At 69.9% G+C, this 23,842-nt stretch carries 18 protein-coding genes and 2 tRNA genes; 15 read left to right on the top strand and 5 right to left on the bottom strand.

Annotation, left to right across the window (positions count from 1 at the left end; all coding sequences use genetic code 11):
- Positions 1–243 precede the first annotated feature (243 nt).
- Both QCN29_RS21060 and QCN29_RS21065 read right to left on the bottom strand, forming a co-directional pair.
- Positions 244–1,392 (bottom strand): glycosyltransferase, encoded by a 1,149-nt coding sequence (locus QCN29_RS21060; RefSeq protein WP_279930132.1) that lies wholly within the window; start codon positions 1,390–1,392, stop codon positions 244–246.
- A 14-nt stretch (positions 1,393–1,406) separates the two neighbouring features.
- On the bottom strand, positions 1,407–4,277 hold the full coding sequence (locus QCN29_RS21065) for a bifunctional glycosyltransferase/CDP-glycerol:glycerophosphate glycerophosphotransferase (RefSeq protein ID WP_279930011.1): 2,871 nt from the start codon (positions 4,275–4,277) through the stop codon (positions 1,407–1,409).
- A gap of 368 nt (positions 4,278–4,645) precedes the next feature.
- Here QCN29_RS21065 and proB point away from each other — a divergent pair, with 368 nt between their 5' ends.
- The 5 genes from proB (at position 4,646) to QCN29_RS21090 (ending at position 9,917) form a co-directional block, all read left to right on the top strand.
- Positions 4,646–5,773, top strand: a complete 1,128-nt coding sequence (proB, locus tag QCN29_RS21070) for a glutamate 5-kinase (protein ID WP_240138571.1) — start codon at positions 4,646–4,648, stop codon at positions 5,771–5,773.
- A 130-nt stretch (positions 5,774–5,903) separates the two neighbouring features.
- Positions 5,904–6,584: a hypothetical protein gene (locus QCN29_RS21075; protein WP_398859614.1), complete on the top strand. Its 681-nt coding sequence runs from the start codon at positions 5,904–5,906 to the stop codon at positions 6,582–6,584.
- Between the two features lie 126 nt (positions 6,585–6,710).
- A complete protein-coding gene (locus tag QCN29_RS21080) occupies positions 6,711–8,009 on the top strand; it encodes a glutamate-5-semialdehyde dehydrogenase (protein ID WP_279930015.1) in 1,299 nt (432 codons plus the stop codon).
- Positions 8,010–8,087: 78 nt separating this feature from the next.
- Entirely contained in the window at positions 8,088–8,711 is a 624-nt protein-coding gene (locus QCN29_RS21085) for an SCO2584 family spore wall biosynthesis protein (protein WP_279930016.1), read from the top strand.
- Positions 8,712–8,834: 123 nt separating this feature from the next.
- The gene (locus QCN29_RS21090) at positions 8,835–9,917 is read left to right on the top strand and encodes an SCO2583 family membrane protein (RefSeq protein ID WP_279930017.1); all 1,083 of its coding nucleotides are present in this window, start codon (positions 8,835–8,837) and stop codon (positions 9,915–9,917) included.
- 137 nt (positions 9,918–10,054) lie between these two features.
- On the opposite strand, the gene QCN29_RS21095 is transcribed toward QCN29_RS21090, so the two are convergent.
- The gene (locus QCN29_RS21095) at positions 10,055–11,131 is read right to left on the bottom strand and encodes a M48 family metallopeptidase (protein ID WP_279930019.1); all 1,077 of its coding nucleotides are present in this window, start codon (positions 11,129–11,131) and stop codon (positions 10,055–10,057) included.
- 288 nt (positions 11,132–11,419) lie between these two features.
- Between QCN29_RS21095 and QCN29_RS21100 the strand changes: the two genes are divergently transcribed.
- From QCN29_RS21100 to QCN29_RS21135, 8 genes are all read left to right on the top strand, one after another.
- Positions 11,420–11,584, top strand: a complete 165-nt coding sequence (locus QCN29_RS21100) for a hypothetical protein (RefSeq protein WP_240138566.1) — start codon at positions 11,420–11,422, stop codon at positions 11,582–11,584.
- Positions 11,585–11,625: 41 nt separating this feature from the next.
- Entirely contained in the window at positions 11,626–12,249 is a 624-nt protein-coding gene (gene nadD, locus QCN29_RS21105) for a nicotinate-nucleotide adenylyltransferase (protein WP_279930020.1), read from the top strand.
- A 19-nt stretch (positions 12,250–12,268) separates the two neighbouring features.
- Positions 12,269–13,981, top strand: coding sequence for an LCP family protein (locus QCN29_RS21110; protein ID WP_279930022.1), 1,713 nt, complete (start codon positions 12,269–12,271; stop codon positions 13,979–13,981).
- Between the two features lie 97 nt (positions 13,982–14,078).
- Positions 14,079–14,510 carry a ribosome silencing factor gene (rsfS, locus tag QCN29_RS21115; protein WP_279930023.1) on the top strand — a complete coding sequence of 144 codons (432 nt, stop codon included), beginning with the start codon at positions 14,079–14,081 and terminating at the stop codon, positions 14,508–14,510.
- A gap of 110 nt (positions 14,511–14,620) precedes the next feature.
- Positions 14,621–15,241, top strand: coding sequence for a histidine phosphatase family protein (locus tag QCN29_RS21120; RefSeq protein WP_279930025.1), 621 nt, complete (start codon positions 14,621–14,623; stop codon positions 15,239–15,241).
- A gap of 138 nt (positions 15,242–15,379) precedes the next feature.
- Positions 15,380–15,452, top strand: a tRNA-Ala gene (locus tag QCN29_RS21125).
- Between the two features lie 305 nt (positions 15,453–15,757).
- Positions 15,758–15,991 carry a hypothetical protein gene (locus tag QCN29_RS21130; RefSeq protein ID WP_240138561.1) on the top strand — a complete coding sequence of 78 codons (234 nt, stop codon included), beginning with the start codon at positions 15,758–15,760 and terminating at the stop codon, positions 15,989–15,991.
- Positions 15,992–16,148: 157 nt separating this feature from the next.
- Positions 16,149–16,221 (top strand) — tRNA-Ala (locus QCN29_RS21135).
- Between the two features lie 121 nt (positions 16,222–16,342).
- Here the strand turns inward: QCN29_RS21135 and QCN29_RS21140 are convergent.
- Positions 16,343–17,932 carry an NADH-quinone oxidoreductase subunit NuoF family protein gene (locus QCN29_RS21140; protein WP_279930026.1) on the bottom strand — a complete coding sequence of 530 codons (1,590 nt, stop codon included), beginning with the start codon at positions 17,930–17,932 and terminating at the stop codon, positions 16,343–16,345.
- On the bottom strand, positions 17,929–19,518 hold the full coding sequence (locus QCN29_RS21145) for a ferric reductase-like transmembrane domain-containing protein (protein ID WP_318036729.1): 1,590 nt from the start codon (positions 19,516–19,518) through the stop codon (positions 17,929–17,931). Before QCN29_RS21145 ends, QCN29_RS21140 begins: the two co-directional genes overlap by 4 nt.
- 484 nt (positions 19,519–20,002) lie before the next feature.
- On the opposite strand from QCN29_RS21145, the gene leuS reads away from it, so the two are divergent.
- The gene (gene leuS / locus QCN29_RS21150; RefSeq protein WP_279930028.1) at positions 20,003–22,873 is read left to right on the top strand and encodes a leucine--tRNA ligase; all 2,871 of its coding nucleotides are present in this window, start codon (positions 20,003–20,005) and stop codon (positions 22,871–22,873) included.
- 139 nt (positions 22,874–23,012) lie between these two features.
- Complete coding sequence (locus QCN29_RS21155) at positions 23,013–23,840, top strand: hypothetical protein (RefSeq protein ID WP_279930030.1); 828 nt, start codon at positions 23,013–23,015, stop codon at positions 23,838–23,840.
- Positions 23,841–23,842: the final 2 nt, after the last annotated feature.

The following is a 23,842-nucleotide window of genomic DNA, read 5'->3' on the forward strand; positions in this document are numbered from 1 at the left end:
CCCAGCTCATCCCGGACCCGGATCGCCAGGCTCCCCTTCGGGAACGCGGCCCGAGCCACCCGTACCGTCTCCGCCGGGATCTCCCCAGACCCCTTCGGCTGCATCGACATCCGCACCCACCCCATACGACAACGTCGGCCTTCAAGACCACAACCAGGTCTTGAAGGCCGACGTCACGCCAGGCCCCGAATTAACCAACAGCATCCTGGTCTGTGCCGGGGCCCTTCAACCGGTCATGACCGGCTACCTTTCCAAGAAGGCGAACAGCTCTTCCCAGCGGCGCACGATCTCGTCGGTGGTGTACCGCTGGATGTTCTTGCGGGCCAGTTCGCCCATCTGGTCTCGTAGTTCCTGGTCGGACATGAGCGTGTTAAGGCGCTGCGCAAGCTCGTGTGTGTTCCCGGGAGCGGCGAGCAGTCCGTCCTCGCCGTCTCGGATGATTTCACGGACGCCGGGGGCGCAGTCGAAGGCGGCACACGGCACAGCGGCTGCCATTGCCTCCATCAGTGCGAGCGGGAAGCCCTCGCCGCGCGAGGACTGTACGAAGACGGAACCGCCGCGCAGAGCGCCTGGAACGTCGCTGGTTCGGCCACGCCACTCCACGGAGGAGTCGAGTCCGAGATGAGTGCACTGCTTCTTCAGGGCTTCTTCGTCTTCGCCGTCACCGTAGATCTGCAACACCCAGTCCGGATTCAACGACGCCGCTTCCGCCCAGGCGTCGAGCAGCATGTCGATGCCCTTCTGGTCTGTCAGGCGCCCCATACTCAGTACGACCTTCTCGGTGCGCTGGGACGGCTCGTCGGGCATGAACGGGAGTGGATTGGGCATGTAGCCCACGTTGTCCAGGCCCTGGCGGATCCACAGGTCCGCGTCTTCCTGCGTGAGTAGCAGCAGATGGTCGGCCTCTGCGAAGTACTTCTTGACCCGGCCGAATCGCGACGTCGCCTTGGAATACTCGTACGACTCATGGCTCATGCCGATCACGGTGACGTTGGACGTGTCGGCGAGGCGCACCCACTCCATCGCCCACACCTGCGTCACGATCACCACGGCACCCGGCCGTGCCGCATTGAACATCCTGCTCAGCTTGGCGGCCTGTTCGTGCATGCCCGCCGTGCGGGCCGCACGCCTGAGGCGTTCGACCAGATTCAGCTTGCCTTTCAGGCCAAGGGCTGGACCTACCTTCGGCGGACGCACCTCATAGAGCGTCGTGGTCGGATAGGGAAGCCTGCCGCCGAGGTCCTGGGGGACGTCGGAGTCGGTGATGCCGACGATGTGGATCCGGTGGCCGCGTTTCAGGAACAGCCGTGCCATCTGATGCGACCACGTCGTCACACCGCCCAGCTCGTCAAAGCTGTTGGAGACGAAGAAGATGTCACGGCCGCCGACCATGGCGGTCTGCTCGGTCACTTACCGCTCCCGGAGGTGAAGAACTTGGCGACGATTTGCTGAGCAGCATCGCCTTGGTCGTACTCGCCGAACCCGGCGACGAAGCGTCGGCGTGCCTCCGCGTACTCCGTGTCCGTCGCCTTCAGCTCGTCGACGGCTGCAAACAACTCACTCTCGGTGGTGACGACCGGGCCCGGTGCCTTTTCCCGCAGATCGAAGTAGGTGCCACGGGTCTCGTTTGCGTACTCCTCGTAGTCGTATGCAAAAAAGATCATCGGGCGGTCGAGCAGGGAGTAATCGAACATCACTGAGGAGTAGTCGGTGATCAGTCCGTCGGCCAGGGCTAGCAGCGGTGTGATGTCGTGGAGGCCGGTGACGTCGAGCACCCTGCCCTGTACCGACGGGGGAAGTACGACCTGGTTGAGGTAGTGCGAACGGATCAGCAGCGTGTAGCGGTCGCCGAACCTCCACGCGAAGTCCTCGACATCGAAGGGGGGTTCAAAGCGCTTCACAGTGCCCTGGGCGTTCGCTCGGAAGGTCGGGGCGTAGAGCAGCACCGTCTTCGCCTCGTCGATGCCGAGCTCTGCGGCGAGCGCGCCGCGTTCACGGGAGCCCGTCTCCGCCTCCCGTTTGCGAGCCGCGACGAGCTTGTCGTTGCGGGGGTATCCGGTGCGCGTCAGCACCTCGGGACGCAGCCGGAAGCCCTTGGCCAGGGTCTCGGCGTCGTGCTCGGAGCGGATGAGGAAGTGGTCGAAGCGGTCCAGCGTCCTTTGGAAGTTATCCTGACCGGCACGGCTGCGCAGCTTCAAGCGTGGTTCGTGGAAGCCCATCCTCTTCAGCGCTGAGCCATGCCAGGTCTGGATATAGGTGGTCTCTTCACGCTTGGTGAGCTTCAGTGGAAAGCCCTGGTTGTCGATCCAGAACTCCGCCTGTGCCAGTGCCCGCAGGTAGGGGTAGCTCCACCGCTTGACCAGCGTCACGTCATCGGGGAATCCGGTCGGCTGGTTCCCCGCGTACGACCAGACGGCCTCGAACTGGACGCCCTGACGGCGCATTTCCTCGTAGATGGCCTTGGGGCTGTCGCTGTACTGCTTGCCCAAATGGCTCTCGAAGACCACCAGGCCCTTCTTGACCGGCAGTTTGGAGAAGGCCTCGTGGTAGACGCGAATCTTGGTCCTGCCCGAGTGCAGGTCCTTCTTAGCCTTGCGGACCTTCCGCAGGCTCGTCTTCGTCAGATCCGCCGCCTTGCTCTGCAGGGCGTGTTGGATCAGATTCTGGGTGCGGGCGGAGAGCCGGCTCTCGGCCGCCAGCACATAGGAGAGGTTGCCCTTCTTGGAGACCGACGGCTTGATGCGGTCGGCGACCAACCGGCTCAGGCGCGGTCGCACCTGCAGCGCGTGTGCCGAATCCACATCGATGGAGCCCACCGCGACCCGTGTACGCAGTGTCTCCCCGTCGACCTCCAGGATCACCCATACGTCCCAGACCGCGTCGATCACACCGAGCGGGCGCAGTGTGCCCGCGATATTGGCTTCGGCTGTCCACCTGAGCACATCGCCATCGTGAGCGAGGGAGGTGAGTGGGAACCGGAACGACTGCAACGAAGTGCGTCGAGCCCGGAGCTCCAGAGTGCCCGCCAGTTTCGCATCCGCCGTGACACGGCCCAACGGATTCACCACGGACCCGCTGAGCCGGACCTTGCCGACCCCGTTGTCGAGGTACGAGGTGAGCCTGTTGCCCAGGGGAAAACTCGTCAGCGGACGTGTGTGATAGCCGAGGCCGGTGACATCGAGGATCCGAGCTCCTTCAGGGTCGTCGAGGTGCTCCGCGCACCAGTAGATCCGACCGTCACGCTCCACCAGGGAGGACGTCAGTTTGCCGGGGCTGGCGAGCGCCTGGGCGGCGGGCAGCAGATTGGCCCAGTCGTTCCGGCGCAGCAGATAGGCGCAGATGGCCTGGAACGGCTGTACCTCGTCGTAGGCGTCCGGTGCGACGGCCGCGAGGTACGCATTGGCCAGATCCCTGAACTCGCGGCGGTACTCATGGTCGACCAGAGGCAGGTCGCGGAGATGAAGAACGAGGTCGTGCTTGAGGAATTTGACATCCTTGTGGAACTTGAGGTCCTCGTACCCATTGGCCTGCAGCAGCTCGTCGACGCGTCGGTGGATTTCCACTCGGTGCTCGAAGTTGGCGATCTCGTGCCGTCGGTTACTGATCGACTTCGTGGAAGCCTTCTCCGAGATGTTCCAGAAGTAGACATGGTTGGGGATCAGGGCGATCCGGCCAGCCGCTACGTACGCCTGTGCTGAGAAGAGCAGATCCTCGTAGTGGATGCCGACGGGGAACTGGAGATTGTGTTCCAGGACGAAGCTGCGGCGGTAACACTTGTTTGTGGAAAGGGTGTCAAAGACCAGCAGATCCGGCAGCTCGGTGATCGACTCGATGGTGCGGCTGCGGGAGTAGAGCCACGGATACCACTCGACGGTCTTGGCATGGCGGCTGTCGACATAGACCCGGACGCACATGCCGGACACCAGGTCGGCGTCGGTCCGCTCGGCGGCCGCGATCATGTTGCGGCACGCGTTCTTCTCCAGAACGTCGTCGCTGTCGAGGAACATGACGTAGGTGCCGCGCGCCTCGGAGATGCCGTAGTTGCGGGGCGCTCCGCAACCGCCGCTGTTCTCGGGCAGCTGGAAAGCCCGAACGCGGCCTGGGTGGGCCGCCTCCAGTTCCTTGGCTACCTGAAATGAGCGGTCTTTGCTGCAGTCATCGACGATCAGGACCTCGACGCTTTGATAAGTCTGGCCCAAAACCGACTGCACGGCTGTCGGCAGACGCCCTGCGTCGTTGTAGACGATGACGACCACTGAGACGTCAGGCACTGGCACCTCAATCCATTGTCTTCCCTGTTGCCATCACCAAGTTACCTGGTGTTCAAGCCTCCGATCGCCGACAGCGGGAGTCTTCCCGGGGCTGCCGTTCTCCAGGTGCGTGCCCGCCACGACAACGGCTCAGGTCAGTCGAGTGCACCCCTCGAATATCGTATTAATTTTCACCAGGTAGCCCCTTTGTGTCTGTCGGGGCGGCGGAATCTAAACAATTTTCGAAGCGTGACTCGGTGGCGATCTGCCATGACGACGCCACCTGCGGGTGGCGGCCATGGCCCTCGCTGCCGACGGCGCCATGGATGTACAGCGCCGTCCAGCGGGCGGAATGCGCGCGCGTACGGCGCTCGCCCTGGCATAGATTCGGGCTTGTGACAGTGGCAAGACAGCAGGTAACAGAGGCTCGCAGGATCGTCGTCAAGATCGGCTCGTCGTCGTTGACCACGGCGGCCGGAGGGCTCGACGCCGACCGGGTCGACGCGCTCGTCGACGTCCTCGCCAAGGTGCGCAGCGGCGGGGAGAGGGAGATAGTGCTCGTCTCCTCCGGCGCCATCGCCGCCGGGCTCGCGCCGCTCGGCCTCGCCCGGCGGCCGAAGGACCTGGCCCGCCAGCAGGCGGCGGCCAGTGTGGGGCAGGGGCTGCTGGTCGCCCGCTACACCGCCTCCTTCGCCCGCTACGGGGTGCGTGTCGGGCAGGTGCTGCTGACCACCGACGACACCAGCCGGCGCGCGCACTACCGCAACGCCTACCGGACCCTCGACCAGCTGCTGGACATGGGGGCCGTGCCGGTCGTCAACGAGAACGACACCGTGGCCACCGACGAGATCCGCTTTGGCGACAACGACCGCCTCGCCGCGCTCGTCGCCCATCTCGTACGGGCCGATCTGCTGGTGCTCCTGTCCGATGTGGACGGGCTCTACGACGGCGACCCGTCGCGCCCCGGGGCCACGCGCATCGACGAGGTGCGCGGCCCGGCCGACATCGCACATGTGCAGATCGGCAGCGCGGGCAGGGCCGGCGTGGGCACCGGCGGCATGGTCACCAAGGTCGAGGCCGCCAGGATCGCGGCCGCGGCGGGTGTTCCGGTCGTCCTGACCTCCGCCAGCCGTGCCGCGGACGCCCTCGCCGGGCGCGCCACCGGCACGTACTTCCACAGCACCGGGCGGCGCTCGGCGGACCGGCTGCTCTGGCTCGCCCACGCCTCCACCCCGCAGGGCGCCCTCATGCTGGACGACGGCGCGGTGCGGGCCGTGGTGGAGGGCAGGAAGTCGCTGCTGCCCGCCGGAATCGCGGCGGTGGAAGGCGAGTTCAGCGCGGGCGACCCCGTTGAGCTGCGGGACTCCGCCGGCCGGCCGGTCGCCCGGGGGCTGGTCAACTTCGACGCCAAGGAGATTCCCCTGCTCCTCGGACGCTCCACACGGGAGCTGGCCAAGGAGCTGGGCCCGGCATATGAGCGGGAAGTCGTACACAGAGACGATCTGGTTGTTCTGCACCCCTGAAACGGCTGAAACTCCGGCCATCCAGCGCAGACCTTCGGCAAAACCGCCCCGCGCTCCGTCGCGGGCTGCTCAACTTTGTTGCGGGGGCAGGCGGGGTGCCGCACGACAACTCAGCAACAGGAGGCCGCCGGTGAGACGAGCGCGCCCAGGGGATGTGCCCCGGGGCGCGGGGGGAGCCCCCCGCGCCCGCCGGGCAGGGGGCGAGGAACGGTTCCTGACCAGTGTCAAAGCGGCCGCGGACTTCGCGGACGGCCCCGTCGATGCCGTCGATGCTGTTGATGCCGCCGACGCCCGTGCCGACGTTCCTGCCGAGGCCTCGGCAGGGGCCGGCTGCGGCGTGCAGGCCCGTCGCGCCGAGTGGGAGCGGCGCAGCCGGGAGGCGGGAGACGAGCCACAGCGGAGCGTCGACGCCGACACGGTGCCCGCCGGCGAGGAAGCCGGGGCCGGCGCCCGCGGCGAGGAGCAGACGCAGTCCAAGCTGTGGCACATCACGCTGAGCGTCTCCGGCCCCCGGGCCCCGCTGAAGGAGGTCCGCCGCGCCCTGGAGCAGCTGGCTCACGACCACCCCTTCCTGCTCACCAGCCGGTACGCCGACGACCACGCCGAGATCCGCTACTGGGAAGAGGCCAGGGATCTGCACGACGCCGCGGCCGTGGCGCTGCGGCTGTGGGGCGAGCACCGGTCGACCGCCAAGCTGCCGCCCTGGAAGATCGTGGGCCTGGAGGTCATCGACCGGCAGACCTACCACCAGCGCGTAGCCGAGGGCTACGGCCCGCCCCCCGCCTCACCGGTGGGCGTCCATCCCTTCTGAGCCGTCCCCCCGAGCCGCCGCCGCCTGAGCCGCCCCCTCTGTGGCTTCTGTCTCGTATACGGGGTTTGCGTCTCGGAGTGCGGGATACGTGATGGACGCCCGCGGGGAGCGCATTACCCTGCGGGCATGACGTCGCTCTCTTCGGTCTCGCCGTACGACAACATGTCCCCCGTCGCCCAGGCCGCCTACCGTGCCCGTGCCGCCGCAGCCGACCTCGCGCCCCAGCCGCGCTCGGCCAAGGACGACGCGCTGCTGGCGATCGCGGACGCCCTCGAAGTGCGGACGAGCGAGATCGTCACGGCCAACGCCGAGGACGTCGCCCGCGCCCGTGAGGCCGGCACCAGCGAGGCGATCATCGACCGGCTCACCCTGACCCCGGAGCGCGTCCGCGCCATCGCCGCCGACGTGCGCCACGTGGCCGCGCTGCCCGACCCGGTCGGGGAGGTCGTCCGCGGCTCGACCCTGCCCAACGGCATCGATCTGCGCCAGGTGCGCGTCCCCCTGGGAGTCGTCGGCATCATCTACGAGGCGCGCCCCAACGTCACCGTGGACGCCGCGGCACTCTGCCTGAAGTCGGGCAACGCCGTCCTGCTGCGCGGCTCGTCGTCCGCGTACTCCTCCAACACCGCGCTGGTGAGGGTCATCCGCGACGCCGTCGGCGGCTCGGGGCTGCCCGCCGACGCCGTCCAGATCGTGCCCGGCGAAGGCCGCGACTCGGTGCGGGAGCTGATGCGCGCCCGCGGCATGGTGGACGTCCTCATCCCGCGCGGCGGCGCCTCGCTCATCCGCACCGTCGTCGAGGAGTCCACCGTCCCGGTCATCGAGACCGGCACCGGCAACTGCCATGTGTACATCGACGCGCAGACCGATCTCGACATGGCCGTCGACATCCTGATCAACTCCAAGGCGCAGCGCCCCAGCGTCTGCAACGCGGCCGAGACGCTCCTGGTCCACCAGGACATCGCCGCCGCCTTCCTGCCCCGCGCCCTGGACGCCCTGGCCGACGCCGGCGTGACCGTCCACGGCGACGAACGGGTCCTGGACATCGCCCGGACCGCCGGCGCCAAGGCGGCCGTCGTCGAGGCCACCGCCGACGACTGGGAGGCCGAGTACCTCTCCTACGACATCGCCGCCGCCGTCGTGGACTCCCTGGACGCAGCCGTGGCCCATATCCGGCTCTGGTCCTCGGGGCACACCGAGGCGATCGTCACCACCTCCCAGGCAGCAGCGCGCCGCTTCACCCAATTGGTGGACTCCACCACGGTCGCCGTGAACGCGTCCACGCGCTTCACGGACGGAGGCCAGTTCGGCTTTGGCGCGGAGATCGGCATCTCCACGCAGAAACTGCACGCCCGAGGCCCCATGGGCCTGCCGGAGCTGACCTCGACCAAGTACATCGTGACCGGCGACGGTCACACTCGGTAGACACCGTCCGTCACTGAGCCCGGGGAGAGTTCACGCTCTCCCTGCACAAAACGGCTGCCCCAGGTCTACTCTGAAGGCGTGCCGGACGACGTGGGGGGCAGGCCGTTCCCGGACGGCTGGGAGCCCGACGACGACCGCGGAGGCGCGGATGAGGACTTCGCCTCCGTGGTGTTCGACGAGGACTTCGTCCGGGCCGCCGAGGTCCATGAACCCACCGCGGTCGAGCGGCTGCTCGCCGCCGCCCAGGCCCGCGCCGAGGCCGAGGCCGCCCGCCACTCGCATGGCCGCAGCCCCGCCGACGACGAGCTCTACGACGACGACGTCGGCGGCTACGGCGCATACGGCCCCGGCGGCTACGCCCACGGCGGCGGCTACGACGGCGAGGATGCGGAGTACGGCGAGTACGCCGACCCCTACGGCCGTCACGGCGGAGCTCTGCGCCCCTACCGCGGCATCCGCTGGCACCGCCCCGTCGCCTGGGTCCTGGCCGTCGTGATGGGCGTCGGGATGGTCGCCCTGGCCTTCACCGCCGTCTACCGGGGCGCCGCCGGCAACCGCCAGGACCCGGCCCCGCCGCCCGCGACCACCGGCGTGGACGCCCCCACCCCCGCCAAGGGCCCCGCCGCCGGCCGCGACGGCAGTCCCTCGGCCTCGGCGGAGTACTCCGCCCCGCCCGTCTCAGCAGACCCCCGCACCCCCTGAGGCCCCTGGCCGAAGCCCCGTGGAGACCCGGGCCGGGGCCCCGGCGAGCGGTCGTCGGAAGCCATCCGAACTTGTCATGTACCAGCGCGTTTACCGTGGCCCTGTCAGACCTACCCTGAAGGTATGGCAGGGCGTGGAGACCCGCCCGAGGGAACGCCTGACGGGACACCCGAGGAGCCCCACGGCGGCAACGAGGACGAGTTCCGGTCCGTCGTCTTCGACGAATCGTTTGTACGTGCTGCCCGGCTCCAGGAGTTCTCCGCACAGGAGCGGATGGGCGAGCATGCGCAGGCCGTGCGCAGCCTCCCCGCCTGGAGCGGCAGAACCGCGAGAACACAGATCCTGGTCATCCTCCTTCTGGTCGCCATCGCCTTCGGCACGGCCGTCTACCTGGGCCTCCGCCAGCCTTACCAGCCCGCCCCCGTCACCGCCGCCGAGCCGCTGCGGATGAGCGTGATCCCGCTCGCCCCGCAGGGCCCCGTCCCCGGCGGCACCCCCGAAGAGCTGTACGGGAACGGGCCCGCCGCCGAGTACCGAGTCGGGGCCGCGGGCGTCACCCTGCCCGCCGCCCGCCGCACGGCGGACTTCTCCGAAGGGCAGGTGATGACGGCGCTCACCACCGCCAAGGAGTACATCGTCGAATCCACCCTCAACCCCGAGGTGCTCAGCGGCGCCGCGGTGCGACCCGTGCGGGCCCTGCTCGACCCGGACCAGTTCGAACAGTTCGACCGGAGTGTGGAGACCCCCGCCGCCGACGGCGCGCACTCCGCCACCGGCTGGCTGGTGCGCTACGACCCGGCCGAGGTGGAGCTGGCCGACCCGGAGGTGCGCGTGCAGGGCACGCTGCGCTACGGCCAGAGGGGCCAGGACTCCCTTGAGGTGGTCTCCGACCACACCTTCGCCTTCGTCCTGCGCCCTGCCGACAAGAGCGCGTCCGACCAGGCGTCCCTGTTCACCGTCCGCCGGGAGCTGCACTTCCGCTTCGACCGCGACGACCTGCACCACCGTCGGGCCGAAGTCACGGCCAGCACGGTCATGGCCGGCCCCCAGTCCTGCTCCGCAGACCTGTCCGACGTACTGCGACCGCTGCTCGCCGGGGAGCGGGCGAGCCAAGAGGGGCCCGCGGTCACCGACCCGTACGAGCACGGCCCGGTGACCGCGGGGCTGTGCGGCACCCTCTCCCCGACCGCCCGGCCCTCGCCGTGACCGGGAGCCGGCCGCGGCGGGCCGGCGCCCGTGGCTCAGCGGTCCGGCCTGGGTGCCGACGGCTGTGGCTCAGCGGTCCGGCCTGGGTGCCGGCGCCCGTGGCTCAGCGGTCCGGCCTGGGTGCCGACGGCTGTGGCTCAGCCGGCGCTCTTGGCGCCGCCCCCGCCGCTGCCTCCGGTGAACTTCTCGCGCAGTTTTCCGCCCAGGTCCCCGGCGCCGCCTGCTATGTCTCCGACGAGCTTCATCAGCGGGTCCTTGCTGGTGCGCACCGTGTCGGCATAGTGCGTCGCGGACTCGCGGAAGGAGTCGGACACCGAAGTGTCCCCGTCCTCCGTCCGCCGCGGATAGTGACCGTCCATGATCCGCTGGTAGTCGCGGGTCCCGGCCCACTTCTTCAGCTCGGCCGCGCGCACCGTGGTGAACGGGTGGGTGCGGGGCAGCACATTGAGGATCTTGAGCACCGAATCCCGCAGGTCGCCCGACGCCTCGTACTCCTCCGCCTGCTCCAGGAAGGCGTCGACGTTCATCTGGTGCAGGTGGTTGCCACCCGCGATCTTCATCAGGCCCCGCATCGACGACTGCAGATCCTGTCCGACCAGCAGCCCGGCCCGGTCCGCCGACAGCTCCGACTTGCGGAACCACTCGCGCAGAGCCGTGACGATCGCCATGATCGCCACATTGCCGAGGGGGATCCACGCGACCTTCAGCGCCAGATTCGTCAGGAAGAGCAGAATCGTGCGGTACACGGAATGGCCCGAGAGGGCGTGCCCCACCTCATGCCCGATGACGGCCCGCATCTCCTCCTCGTCGAGCAGTTCCACCAGGCCGGTGCTGACCACGATGATCGGCTCGTCCAGGCCGATGCACATGGCGTTCGGCTTGGGGTCCTGCGTGACGTACATCGCCGGGACCTTCTCCAGGTCCAGGATGTAGCAGGCGTCGCGCAGCATGGTGTGGAGATGGGCGAACTGGGCGTCGCCCACCCGCACCGAGTCGGACAGAAAGAGCAGTCGCAGGCTGCGCTCTGGCAGCAGCCCGCTGAGTGCCTTGAAGACGGTGTCGAAGCCGCTGAGCTTGCGCAGCGCGACCAGCGCCGAGCGGTCCGCTGGATGCTCATAGGCACGGGAGGAGATGCCCGGGAAGCGCTTCCGCTGCCGGCTCGGCGTCTTCTCCCGGCCGCCGTCGCCGCCCGTGCTGCCGTTGTCATCGGTCATGGATGCCCCCTGCTTCCTTCTTCACGAGTCCTGCCAGTCCTGTGTGCATGTGCTGACCCGTCCCCCGAACACCCCATAGCGTAGGTGTTCGACCTCCCGTGCGTCGGAGCCTGTGGACAACCCGGCCCGCGGACCGACTGGGAGGCGGTTCCGCAGGCGACAACGACGACAACGACGACAACGACTGAGTCGGCGTGAGCGTGCCCGGGCCGCCCGCATACGATGTGCGCGAAGTCCGCTCCGGGCTCCGCGCGACGTCCGACTCCCGATCGATAGGTCCAGCCGACGATGACCCTCGCCAGCACCGCCGCCGCCAGCCTCGTCACTCTCGCCGAAGGCGCCGAGCACGGCGGCAACCACGCAAGCCTCAACCCCTACATCACCGGTGGCGGCGCCCTCCTGGCGCTGCTTCTGCTGCTGTGGATCACCACCCGCTTCAACCGGGACCGCTGACCGGACCGGGCCGGGCCGCCATGGCAGTAGGCTCTGCACGCATGGGAGAGCAGGAAGTGCCCGCCGGTGCTCGTTCCGGCAAACGCCGACTCGGCGTGATGGGTGGGACATTCGACCCGATCCACCATGGACACCTGGTGGCGGCCAGCGAGGTCGCCGCCTTGTTCCATCTGGACGAGGTCGTGTTTGTGCCGACCGGACAGCCGTGGCAGAAGACCCACAAGAACGTCTCCCCGGCGGAGGACCGTTACCTGATGACGGTCATCGCCACGGCGTCCAACCCCCAGTTCTCCGTCAGCCGCATCGACATCGACCGCGGCGGGCCCACGTACACCATCGACACCCTGCGCGAGCTGCGCACGCTCAACGACGACGCTGATCTGTTCTTCATCACGGGCGCCGACGCGCTCTCCCAGATCCTCGGGTGGCGGGACGCCGAAGAGCTCTTCTCGCTCGCCCACTTCATCGGCGTGACCCGGCCGGGCCACGATCTGACGGACGACGGGCTGCCGGAAGGCGGGGTCTCGCTGGTCGAGGTTCCCGCGCTGGCCATCTCGTCGACGGACTGCCGGGCGAGGGTCGCGCAGGGCGACCCGGTCTGGTATCTGGTGCCGGACGGTGTGGTGCGCTACATCGACAAGCGCCAGTTGTACCGCGGCGAATGAGCCGCGGAGAGGGGCACCGGTGAACGACCAGCAGCAGCCGTACGACCCGTACTACCCGCAGCCGCAGCTGATCGGCTACGACGAGTACGGACAGCCGGTGTACGCCCAGCCCCAGTCTCAGCCGCAGGACCGGCCGCAGCAGCAGAACTACGGCGGGTACGACCCGTACGCCCAGCCCCAGGACGGCCAGGGGTACGGCTACGACCCCTACGCCCAGCCCCAGCAGTACGACCCCTACGCCCAGCAGGGGTACGGCTACGACCCCTCCGCGCCCGCGGCCGCCCCCGCCGGGGAGCACGGGTACGCGGCTCAGCAGTGGGGCAGCCCGCAGCAGCACGCCCAGGCGCAGCCTGGGACGCCGGAGCGGACCTCCACCGCCGTCCCGGATGCCGCCGTTCCGGACCAGCGGCAGCCCGGCCGCCGCAGGCCCCCGGCCGACGACGGCGGCGCCGGTGACGGTGACGGCGGCGGCTACCGGACCGAGCAGTTCTCCTTCATCGAGGAGCCCGACGAGGACTCCGAAGACGTCATCGACTGGCTGAAGTTCACCGAGAGCCGCTCCGAGCGGCGCGAGGAGGCCAAGCGCCGCGGCCGCAACCGCATCGTCGGGCTGATCGTCGTCATGGCCCTCGCCGTCGTCGGCGGCGTCGGCTACCTGTGGTACGCGGGCAAGTTCCCCGGGATGTCCGATTCCCGGAAGCAGAACACCACAGCGGCGTCCGGCCCGCAGAAGCGCGACGTGATCGTGGTCCATCTGCACAACACCAAGAAGGAGGGCACTTCCACCGCGCTGCTCGTCGACAACACCACGAGGGGGCACGGCACGAGCGTCCTGCTGCCCCGCTCCCTGTCCGTCGCCCAGGACGACGGCACGGCCACCACCCTCGGAAAGTCCGTCGAGGACGACGGCTCGACTGGCACCCGCGAGGCCCTCGGCTCGCTGCTCGGCGCGAAGATCAGCGGCACCTGGCGGCTCGACACCCCCTATCTGGAGAACCTGGTCGAACTGGTCGGCGGCATCGACCTGACCACCGACATCGAGGTCCCCGCCGCGAAGAAGGGCGAGGAGCCGCAGGTGAAGAAGGGCGAGAACCAGACGCTCGACGGCCGCGCGGCCGTCTCCTACGCCACCTACCTCGCCCCCGGAGAGGCCGAGCAGAAGCAGTTGCAGCGCTTCGGACAGGTGATGCAGGGCGTGCTGCGCAAGTTCCCGGACGACCCCAAGTCGGCCACCGTCATCGTCGAGACCCTGGCGCAGATCCTCGACCCCTCGCTGACAGAGAAGGACCTCGGCGCGTCCCTCGCCTCCCTGGCGCGGCACGCCAAGGGCGGCGACTACACGACCGCCGTGCTCCCCGTGGAGGAGGACGGCACGCTCAGCCAGGAGGCCACGGACAGCGTGGTCAAGGACGTCCTGGGCGGCTCGGTCAGCGCCCCGGAGCAGGGCGTCGCCGTGCGCGTGGGCATCCGGAACGCCACCGGGGACGACGCCGCCGCCGAGCCGGCCCGGGTCACTCTCGTCAACGGCGGCTACTCGGTCGTCGACGCAGGCAAGGCGGACACCGAAACCACCTCGAGCGTCACCTACGGCGACGAGACGGAGAAGGCCAAGGCAGTGGAGGTCGCCAAGACGCTGGGCCTGCCGGAGAGCGCGGTCGAGAAGGGCGAAACCGTCCGCAACGCCCAGGTGGCCGTCACCCTCGGCAAGGACTTCGAGTACGGGCGGGAGTGAGCGGCGTCAGTTCCATGGCCCGGGAACAATGCCGGTGAGGACCGTCGGCGGTCCGTGAGACCCTTGAGGGGTACCGACCGCCGACGAAAGCCAGCTTGTGACCGCCACTGACCGCTCCCTCGAGCTTGTCAACGCCGCCGCCCAGGCGGCCGCCGACCGACTCGCGCACGACATCATCGCGTACGACGTCAGCGATGTGCTGTCGATCACCGACGCCTTTCTGCTCGCCTCCGCTCCCAACGACCGCCAGGTCAAGTCGATCGTCGACGAGATCGAGGAGCGGCTGAACAAGGACCTCGGCGCCAAGCCCGTGCGTCGGGAGGGAGACCGGGACGCCCGCTGGATCCTGCTCGACTACGTCGACATCGTGGTGCACGTCCAGCACACCGAGGAGCGCATCTTCTACGCGCTGGAGCGCCTGTGGAAGGACTGCCCGGAGATCACGCTCCCCGAGGACGCGCAGAAGACCCGCGGCAAGGGCGAGGAGCACGCCCGGCTCACCGGCGGCACGGACGGTGAGCTGAGCTGAACGGCACGGCCCACGGCGCCGGCGAGTCCGGTGCCCCCGGCGAGTCCGGTGCTCCCGGGGAGTCCGCTTCCACGGCGCACGCGGCGCCCAGGCCCGTCCGCGGCCGGCGCGTGGTGCTGTGGAGGCACGGTCAGACGTCCTGGAACCTGGAGCGCCGCTTCCAGGGCTCCACGGACATCGAGCTGACGGTGACCGGCCTCGCTCAGGCACGCCGGTCCGCCCGTCTCCTGGCCTCGCTCAAGCCCGACGCCATCGTCGCCTCCGATCTCAGGAGGGCCGCGGCCACCGCCGGCGAGCTGGCCGCGATCACCGGCCTCGACATCGCGTACGACGCCGCCCTGCGTGAGACGTTCGCGGGCGAGTGGCAGGGGCTGACGCACGACGAGATCGTTGCCCGGTACGGCGAGCAGTACGCGGCCTGGAAGCGCGGCGAGCCCGTGCGCCGCGGCGGCGGCGAGCTGGAGACCGAGGTCGCGGACCGGGCTGCCCCGGTCGTGCTGCACCACGCGGAGAAGCTGCCCGAGGACGGTACCCTCGTCGTCGTCAGCCACGGCGGCACCATCCGCACCACCATCGGGCGGCTCCTCGGCTTGGAGGCCCGCCACTGGGAGAGCCTCGGTGGACTCTCCAACTGCAGCTGGTCCGTCCTGGGCGAGGGCGCGCGCGGCTGGCGGCTGCTCGAGCACAACGCCGGCACGCTCCCCGAGCCGGTCCTCGGAGACGACGACTGACCCCGTGCGCCGTGGTCGGCGGCCCCCGCACCGCGCCGCCGACCACGGCGCACGGGACCCGGCACCCCGGATTTCACTTTCCGGCAGGTCACCGGCTAAAGTTCTTCTTGTTCGCAGCGCGGAGCGCGAAGAACACAAGGGGCTATAGCTCAGTTGGTAGAGCGCCTGCATGGCATGCAGGAGGTCAGGAGTTCAATTCTCCTTAGCTCCACAGATCGGATCCCGTCCTCCAGTGAGGGCGGGATTTCGCGTTGAGTGCGTGCGCGAACGCCGCTGACCTCGTTGCGTGGTCATGGCAGAATCAGACGGCCGGAGGGGACGCCGGCGAGAACGGGAGGGTTGAGCGCCATGTCCGCCAGCAGCAGCGAGGGGGCTGATGACCTGCTTGCCGCGGCTCAGGCGCCGCCCCACCTCACCTGCCCGTCCTGCGGTTCCGGCCATGTCGCCCAAGTCCTCGGTGACAACGGAGGGGTTTCCTACGTGTGCACGGCCTGCGGCCACAGCTGGAGCTGAATGATGGGTGCACACAGGCGGAAATGCGACTGGTGCGACAGCGGTACGCCGATCGTCCGGGACATGGACCCGGTCAACCCCGAGTACCAGTACTGGTGCGAGGAGTGTGCCAGGGCGCTGATCATAAAGGGTGACCCCATCGAGACCTACCGGGAGCTCGAAGGGGAGCCCATCTACGGGCGTCTCCTGGACGAGCACTGCACGCTCAAGCGCTTCTACTCGTTCGCCACGGCGTAGCACCTGCAAAACCGAACATTCCCTACCTTGTCCGTGCAGAACGGAAACGATTTGGTGATGCACTGGGGTGACCGTGTAATGTTGTCGATGTCGCCGCGGGGGAAACCCCAAGCCGGGCAGGCCGATTCCATTGGATGAGCCGGTCGGCGCAGCGCAAGGGGCTATAGCTCAGTTGGTAGAGCGCCTGCATGGCATGCAGGAGGTCAGGAGTTCAATTCTCCTTAGCTCCACAGAAGCCAAGAGGGCCATCCGATCCGGATGGCCCTCTCGGCGTTCCGCCCCTGTCGTCACAGGCCCGCCGTCACAGGCTGCTGTCGCAGCACCGTGACGGCGGACCGCTGTGACGTCGGGTCAACTGCGGCCGCTGCCCAGGGCCTTCCGGCCGCCGCCGGGCGGCAGCTCCGGGCGCTTCGACGGGGTGGGAGCGGGGCCCTGTTCGATACGGAGTGCCAGAGCGGGACAACGGCGCACCGCTCGCTGCGCACGCCCCCTCAGATGCACCGGCACCGCCGCGTCCGCCAGCGCCGGATACCCGTCCGGGCCCAGCCTGATCAGCTCGGGCACGATGTCGGCGCAGAGCCCGTGTCCCTGGCAGAGCGTCCAGTCCACCGCCAGCTTCTCGCCGCTCGGAATGGACTCCTCCGCCTCCTCGTAGCCCGGCCCCGGAAGCGGCAGCACACCCGTCGTCTCCCGCCCGCAGCCGCCGTCCAGGACATGGGCGGCGAGGTCGTCCGTGAAGGCCGACAGCGTCGACGCGAAGAACCGGGCGGAGCCGTCCGGGTGTTTGCACGCTCCGCGGCCCTTCACGGCCTGGGTGACCTCGCGCAGCGCCTCGAGTGCCGCGGGGCCCCCGCCGTTCAGGACATCGGACAGCCCGCCTGCTGCCGCCGGCAGGCCCAGGCGGCACGGCCCGCACTGGCCCGCGGTCTCGGCGGCCAGCCAGTTCGCCACTCGCAGCGCCTCCCCCAGCGGGCAGGTCTCCGGGCCGATGGGCAGGATCGCGCCCGCGCCCAGCGCGCCGCCGACGGACGCCAGGGACTCCCGTGAGAGGACCGCCTCCTGGACGGCGACCGAGTCGATCCAGTTGCCGTGGTAGCCGCCGGTGAGCACTCCCTGAGGCAGCGGCGGGGCGCCCGCCAGCTGGAGGATGTAGCGCAGCGGCACGCCCGTGGGGGCCTCGATCACCATCGGCCGTGCCACGGCCCCGGAGAGCGTGAGCATGACCGTGCCGGGCTCGGTGTCCAGTCCGGTGTGCCCGTAGCGGTTTGACCCGATCCGGGCGGCGACGGCGAGCTGGGCGAACGTCTCGGCGTTGGACAGCAGCGTGGGAGCGCCGCCCACCCCCGAGTCGGAGGCGCGTTCCCGCCTCCCCGGCGGCAGCGCGGGCCCGCCGCCCACGGCGCGGATGACGGCGGAGGCCTCACCGGAGACCATGCGCTCGGGGGTGCGTACCACCCGGGCCCGCAGCTGTGCGCCGCGGCGGTCCGTGAGCCCGCGCTCGGCCAGTGCGGCGCGTATCGAGATCTCCGTGGAGTTGCGGGTGACCGCCACGACCAGGGTGCGTGCGCCGAGCGCCTCCGCGGCCAGCAGCGCCCCGTCCAGGATCAGATGGGGGGCGCGGTTGAGCAGGACCGTGTCCTTGCGGCAGGCGGGCTCGCCCTCGCTGCCGTTGATCACGACGACGGGCCGCACCCCGCGCCGGATGGAGGACTTGGCGACGGCACGGAGCTTCTGCCCGAAGGGGAAGCCTGCGCCGCCGCGGCCGCGCAGTGAGATCTCCTCGGCGAGCTGGGCCAGCCGCTCTCCGGTCACGGGTTCCAACGGTCCGTGCACCTTCAGATGCATCTGGAGGTCGAGGCGCTCGACGAGGTCGAACCCCTGGGTCAGCTGGGGAAGGCCGACGACGCGGACCTCGGGGACGTCGGGGAGGGGGGCGTTCACGGTCGTTCTCCTGCGGGTGCGTGCCAGGGTTCCCCCGCCGGGGGCGGGAAGAGCGGCCCTGGCAGCGGCGCCGTCTCATCGAAGACGCCTGAGGGTCGGGGGGTGGGGTCGGGATCCAAGGGGGCGTTGAACGGGGAGTCGGACGAGGCTCCGAAGGGGGAGCCGGACGGGTCGAAGGGGGACGGGCCGTCGTATCCGCCGCCCCCGGGGGCGTACGAAGAGCCGTAAGGGCTGTCGCCGTACGCGGCCTCGGAAGAGCCGCCTGCCGCGCCGTACGGCGCCGTGACGCCGGCTGCGGCGCCGTACGGGGTGTCGTACGAGGGCGTGGGGGGAGTCTCGTACGAGGCGGGCCCTCCGGGGGCGGCGGCAGAGGCTCCGGAGTCCCCGGGGGCGCCGAAGGCTCCGTAAGCGGAAGCGGTCCCCTGCGCGGCCGACGAGGGCGAGGCGGGCGTCGGCGGCGGAGGCGAGGGAGTGGGCCACAGCCCGGACTTGGCAGCCCCCGGCTCGGACACGATCGGCAGCTCCTCGGTCATCGGCACCCGCTCGGCCAGCGGGGCGCCCGGTGCGTCGCTCTGCGGCGCGCCGCGGTCCGCACGGTCTCCCGACAGGGAGACGGCGCGGTATGCGGCGGCGATTCCGCGGCCGGGTCCGGGGCCGGTCCCGGGGGCCGCGCCGTCAGGGCCGGCTTCGGCAGGCGGCGGCACCTCGTACAGCTGCGGCGACGGCGCCTCGATCCTCGGGGCCTGGACACGCGTCTGCTCCAGGGGGGACTCACGCCTGATCTCCTGCTCGAACCGCCCGAAGGCCCCCTGCGGGGACATGCCGCCCCGCCGTCCCGCCGTGCGGTCCGCACGGCCGCCGCCCGCCGCCGGACCCGGCATGCCGGCCAGGCCCGAGGCCCCCGGCAGCGGCGAGGCGCTGAGATTGCGGCGGAACTGCTCCTCGGCGGTCGGCGAGTCGGCGCTGCCCGTAAGGGTCGTGATCCGGGCGGCGATCGTGCGCTTCAGCGGCGGCGGAAGCAGACGCAGCGACACCACGGCGGCGACGCCCAGCAGGGCCAGGGAGTACATCGCCACCACCCAGCCGGCCGCGGGCCGACCCGTGTACAGGCCGTGCACCAGCGCGAAACACCAGGCCGGGTAGGCCAGCATGTGCAGGGGGCGCCAGCGGCCCGCCGTCCGCACATTGCCCGCCAGCGCACTGCGCAGTGCGCCGGTCGTGCCGGCGACGACCATCAGCAGTCCGGCCAGCGAGCCGAAGCCGATGAGGGCCTCGGTGCTGGTGACGCCCAGGCTGAAGGGGATCAGCGCGCCGATCAGGGCGACATGCCCCAGCGACACCTTGACGGTGACATGCAGCAGCAGAAAGGCCAGCGACGAGATCGCGGTCGTCCGGTGCACGGCCTGGGCGAGCAGACGGTGCCGTGGGGAGAGCAGCAGCCGGTCGGTGGCGATCAGGCCCCACGCCACGGAGGCGCTCAGGGAGACCAGGGAGAGCACTCCGGAGGCGAAGTCGAGCGCGGCCCGGAGGGCGTCGCCTCCGACGACGGCGATGAGGGGCAGGAGCACCAACGCCCCAGCGACCACACCTCCTTGCGCCCGGCGGCTCAGACCAGGGCCCGACTCGGGCGACGGACGCGGCATGCGTTGAGGGTTCATGGGGCTCCTCCCAGTGGTGCGGCAAAGGCGGTCCCGCTGACGCATGCTAGGTCCCCGCATACCAGCTGGTACGAGGTTTGCGGGTTTAGACCGGGAAGCGACCGCAACTGACTCTGGGGTTGCCCCGGAACAGGGTGTTACGCGGAGTAAGCTCCGGTCACGGGGCGGGTGCGGGTCGTTGCGGACCGTTGCGCCGGGTCCGCGCGCCGCCGTGCTGTACCCTGACGCCATGCGTGCCGTACGCCTTCTGCTTAGCGAGCCGCGCTGATCAGTCCCGGCCGATGAGAGATCGGTGAGAGATCCGGCCGGAATCAGCGCGGCGACCCCTCCTGTGCGAGGGGCCCTTTTGTTTGTGGGCTCGGCTTGGGTGCGGGTCCGGCTGGCAGAGACGATCGATGGAGCTTTAGGGATCATGAGCGAGACGAACACGGCTGCCGAGACGGCGGCCCCGCATCGTTACACGGCGGCCATGGCCGCCGGCATCGAGGCACGCTGGCAGGACGTCTGGGACGCCGAGGGCGCCTATGCGGCGCCGAACCCCGTCGGCGACCTGGCGGGCGACCCGGAGCTGACCGCCCGGCCCAGGAAGTTCGTCATGGACATGTTCCCGTACCCCTCGGGTGCGGGCCTGCACGTCGGCCACCCGCTGGGCTATATCGCCACGGACGTCTACGCCCGCCACCAGCGCATGACCGGGCACAACGTCCTGCACACCCTGGGCTTCGACGCCTTCGGCCTGCCGGCCGAGCAGTATGCGGTGCAGACCGGCACCCACCCGCGGGTGTCCACCGAGGCCAACATCGTCAACATGAAGGCCCAGCTGCGCCGCCTGGGTCTGGGCCACGACAAGCGCCGCTCCTTCGCGACGATCGACCCGGACTACTACAAGTGGACCCAGTGGATCTTCGTGCAGATCTTCAACTCCTGGTACGACGAGGAGGCGAGGACGGCCCGCCCGATCACCGAACTGGTCGCGCAGTTCGAGAGCGGACGGCGTCCGGTCCCCGGGGGCCGCGCCTGGAGTGAGCTGAGCGCCGTGGAGCGCTCCGACGTCCTGGGCGAGTACCGCCTGGCCTACGCCTCCGACGCGCCCGTCAACTGGTGCCCCGGCCTGGGCACCGTGCTGGCCAACGAGGAGGTCACCGCCGACGGCCGCTCCGAGCGCGGCAACTTCCCGGTCTTCAAGGCCAAGCTGCGCCAGTGGAACATGCGCATCACCGCCTACGCCGACCGGCTGCTGCAGGACCTGGACGCGCTGGACTGGCCGGACGCCATCAAGCTGCAGCAGCGCAACTGGATCGGCCGCTCCGAGGGCGCGCGCGTCGACTTCCCCATCGACGGCGAGCACATCACGGTCTTCACCACGCGCCAGGACACCCTGTTCGGGGCGACGTACATGGTGCTGGCCCCCGAACATCCCCTGGTCGAGAAGTTCGTGCCGGACACCTGGCCCGCGGGCACGCACGACGTGTGGACTGGAGGCCACGCCACGCCCGCCGAGGCCGTCGACGCCTACCGCAGGCAGGCCGCCGCGAAGTCGGACGTCGAGCGCCAGGCCGAGGCCAAGGACAAGACCGGAGTCTTCACGGGCGCGTACGCCGTCAACCCCGTCAGCGGCGAACGCGTCCCCGTCTTCATCGCCGACTACGTGCTGATGGGCTACGGCACCGGCGCGATCATGGCCGTCCCGGCCCACGACATCCGCGACTTCGCCTTCGCGCGCGCCTTCGAGCTGCCGATGCGCTGCGTCGTCGAGCCCTCGGACGGCCGCGGCGCCGACCCGGCTTCCTGGGACGACGCGTTCGTCTCGCACGAGGCGAAGATCGTCAACTCGGCGAACGCCGAGATCTCGCTGAACGGCCTGGGCGTCGCCGAGGCCAAGGCCGCCGTCACCGAGTGGCTGCAGAACAAGGGCATCGGCGAGGGCACCGTCAACTTCCGGCTGCGCGACTGGCTGTTCAGCCGTCAGCGCTACTGGGGCGAGCCGTTCCCCATCGTCTACGACGAGGACGGCGTCGCCCACGCGCTGCCCGAGTCGATGCTGCCGCTGGAGCTGCCGGAGGTGGACGACTACGCGCCGCGCACCTTCGACCCCGACGATCGCCACACCCAGCCCGAGACCCCGCTGTCCCGCAACGAGGACTGGGTCCACGTCGAACTGGACCTGGGCGACGGCGCCGGTCCGCGAAGGTACCGCCGCGAGACCAACACCATGCCCAACTGGGCGGGTTCGTGCTGGTACGAGCTGCGCTACCTGGACCCGCACAACGACTCCCAGCTGGTCGACCCCGAGATCGAGCGCTACTGGATGGGGCCGCGCGACGGCGCACCGCACGGCGGCGTCGACCTGTACGTCGGCGGCGCAGAGCACGCCGTGCTGCATCTGCTGTACGCGCGCTTCTGGTCGAAGGTGCTGTACGACCTGGGGCATGTCTCCTCGGCAGAACCCTTCCACAAGCTGTTCAACCAGGGCATGATCCAGGCCTATGTGTACCGGAACAGCCGCGGCTTCCCGGTGCCCGCCGCCGAAGTCGAGGAGCGGGACGGGAAGTTCTCCTTCGAGGGCGAGCCCGTCAAGCGCGAGCTGGGCAAGATGGGCAAATCCCTGAAGAACGCGGTCACTCCGGACGAGATCTGCGCGGAGTACGGCGCCGACACGCTGCGCCTGTACGAGATGGCCATGGGGCCGCTGGATGTCTCCCGCCCCTGGGACACGCGCGCCGTCGTCGGCCAGTACCGGCTGCTGCAGCGCCTGTGGCGCAATGTCGTCGACGAGGCGACCGGGGAGGTCACCGTCGTCGACGCCGAGCCGGACGAGGACACGCTGCGCGCCCTGCACAAGGCCATCGACGGCGTCGGTCAGGACATGGAAGGCCTGCGCTTCAACACCGCCATCGCCAAGATCACTGAGCTGAACAACCATCTGACGAAGGCCGGCGGCCCCGTTCCCCGCAGCGTCGCGGAGCGCCTGGTGCTGCTGATCGCGCCGCTGGCCCCGCATATCGCGGAGGAGCTGTGGCACCGGCTGGGCCACAGCGGCTCGGTCGTGCACCAGGACTTCCCGGTCGCCGACCCGGCCTATGTGGTGGACGAGACCGTGACCTGCGTGGTGCAGATCAAGGGCAAGATCAAGGCGCGTCTGGAGGTCTCGCCGTCCGTCTCCGACGAGGAGCTGGAGAAGCGCGCCCTGGGGGAGCCGGCCGTGGTCGCGGCGCTGGGTGGCGCAGGCATCCGCAAGGTGATCGTGCGGGCGCCGAAACTGGTCAACATCGTGCCTGCGTAGCATCCCTTACGCCCCTTGAGCGGAGAATTCCCGCATTCCGGGGTTTCCCTTACGGGCAGGTTGCGGGTTCGTCTGGAACCCGCAGCCTGCCCGCTCCGTTTACCGTGGAAGGACAACCAACCGACGCCGGAGGGCGCTCATGGAGGCCGTGGTACTCATCCTGGCGCTGCTGTTCATCGCCTTCGTGGCGCTGGGGGTGTATGTGACCGTCAAGGCCGTGCGCGCGGCCAAGCGGGGAGTGGAGCGCACGGTCACGCAGGCGCGCCGCACCGTCGAGGACACCGCGCTGCGCGCCAAGAGCTATGGCCAGGGCGGCGTCACGGCCGAGCTTGCGCAGCTGCGGCTGAAGCTGCGCACCTCCATGAGGGCGACACAGGACGCTCTGCAGGCAGGCGTGACGGAGGATGCGTCGCTGTCCGAGTCCCTCGGGCTGTTCCAGCGGCTCAGTGCGCATGGGCATGAGCTGGACGACGAGCTCAGGCGCCTCGAGCGCGAGCCGGACCGGGCCACCACCGCGTCCCTGCTGCCGGGACTGAGGGAACGTACGGAACGGATCACGGCATCGGCCGAGTCGCTGCGATGGGCGGCCAGGGACCGGGCGCGGAAGTTCGCCGACGACGATCTGGACTCGCTCAGCGCGCAGATCGACGTGGAAGCGGGCGCGCTGCGCCACTGGTCGTCGGCGACGCCCTCGCACACGTCACCGTCGGCGGCGGACCGACCGACGGCGGCCGCCGACTGGCCGGAGGCGGGGCCGGCCGCCGCAGACGGGGTTCCCGCCGAGCAGACGTGGCCGGAGACCGGCGCAGAACAAGGCGCGGGGCCGGCGGCAGACGCCGCAGCGGGGGCGGGCGCGGGGCCGGGGTCGACGATCGCCGACCAGCCACCGGCGATCACAGGCCGTGATCCCCGGCAGCAGGCTTCCTACCCCTGGGAGAAGACCTCCCGCCCGGAGACGACGACCTGAGG

The organism is Streptomyces chengmaiensis (assembly GCF_029846775.1).
Classification (GTDB): Bacteria; Actinomycetota; Actinomycetes; order Streptomycetales; family Streptomycetaceae; genus Streptomyces; species Streptomyces chengmaiensis.

Excerpts from the sequence above, each read along its gene's own strand:
- nadD (WP_279930020.1), top strand. The coding sequence starts at position 11,626 with ATGGGAGAGCAGGAAGTGCCCGCCGGTGCTCGTTCCGGCAAACGCCGA.
- QCN29_RS21090 (WP_279930017.1), top strand. The coding sequence starts at position 8,835 with ATGGCAGGGCGTGGAGACCCGCCCGAGGGAACGCCTGACGGGACACCC.
- QCN29_RS21100 (WP_240138566.1), top strand. The coding sequence starts at position 11,420 with ATGACCCTCGCCAGCACCGCCGCCGCCAGCCTCGTCACTCTCGCCGAA.
- QCN29_RS21080 (WP_279930015.1), top strand. The coding sequence starts at position 6,711 with ATGACGTCGCTCTCTTCGGTCTCGCCGTACGACAACATGTCCCCCGTC.
- QCN29_RS21130 (WP_240138561.1), top strand. The coding sequence starts at position 15,758 with ATGGGTGCACACAGGCGGAAATGCGACTGGTGCGACAGCGGTACGCCG.
- QCN29_RS21060 (WP_279930132.1), bottom strand. The coding sequence starts at position 1,392 with ATGGTCGGCGGCCGTGACATCTTCTTCGTCTCCAACAGCTTTGACGAG.
- QCN29_RS21155 (WP_279930030.1), top strand. The coding sequence starts at position 23,013 with ATGGAGGCCGTGGTACTCATCCTGGCGCTGCTGTTCATCGCCTTCGTG.
- QCN29_RS21095 (WP_279930019.1), bottom strand. The coding sequence starts at position 11,131 with ATGACCGATGACAACGGCAGCACGGGCGGCGACGGCGGCCGGGAGAAG.
- leuS (WP_279930028.1), top strand. The coding sequence starts at position 20,003 with ATGAGCGAGACGAACACGGCTGCCGAGACGGCGGCCCCGCATCGTTAC.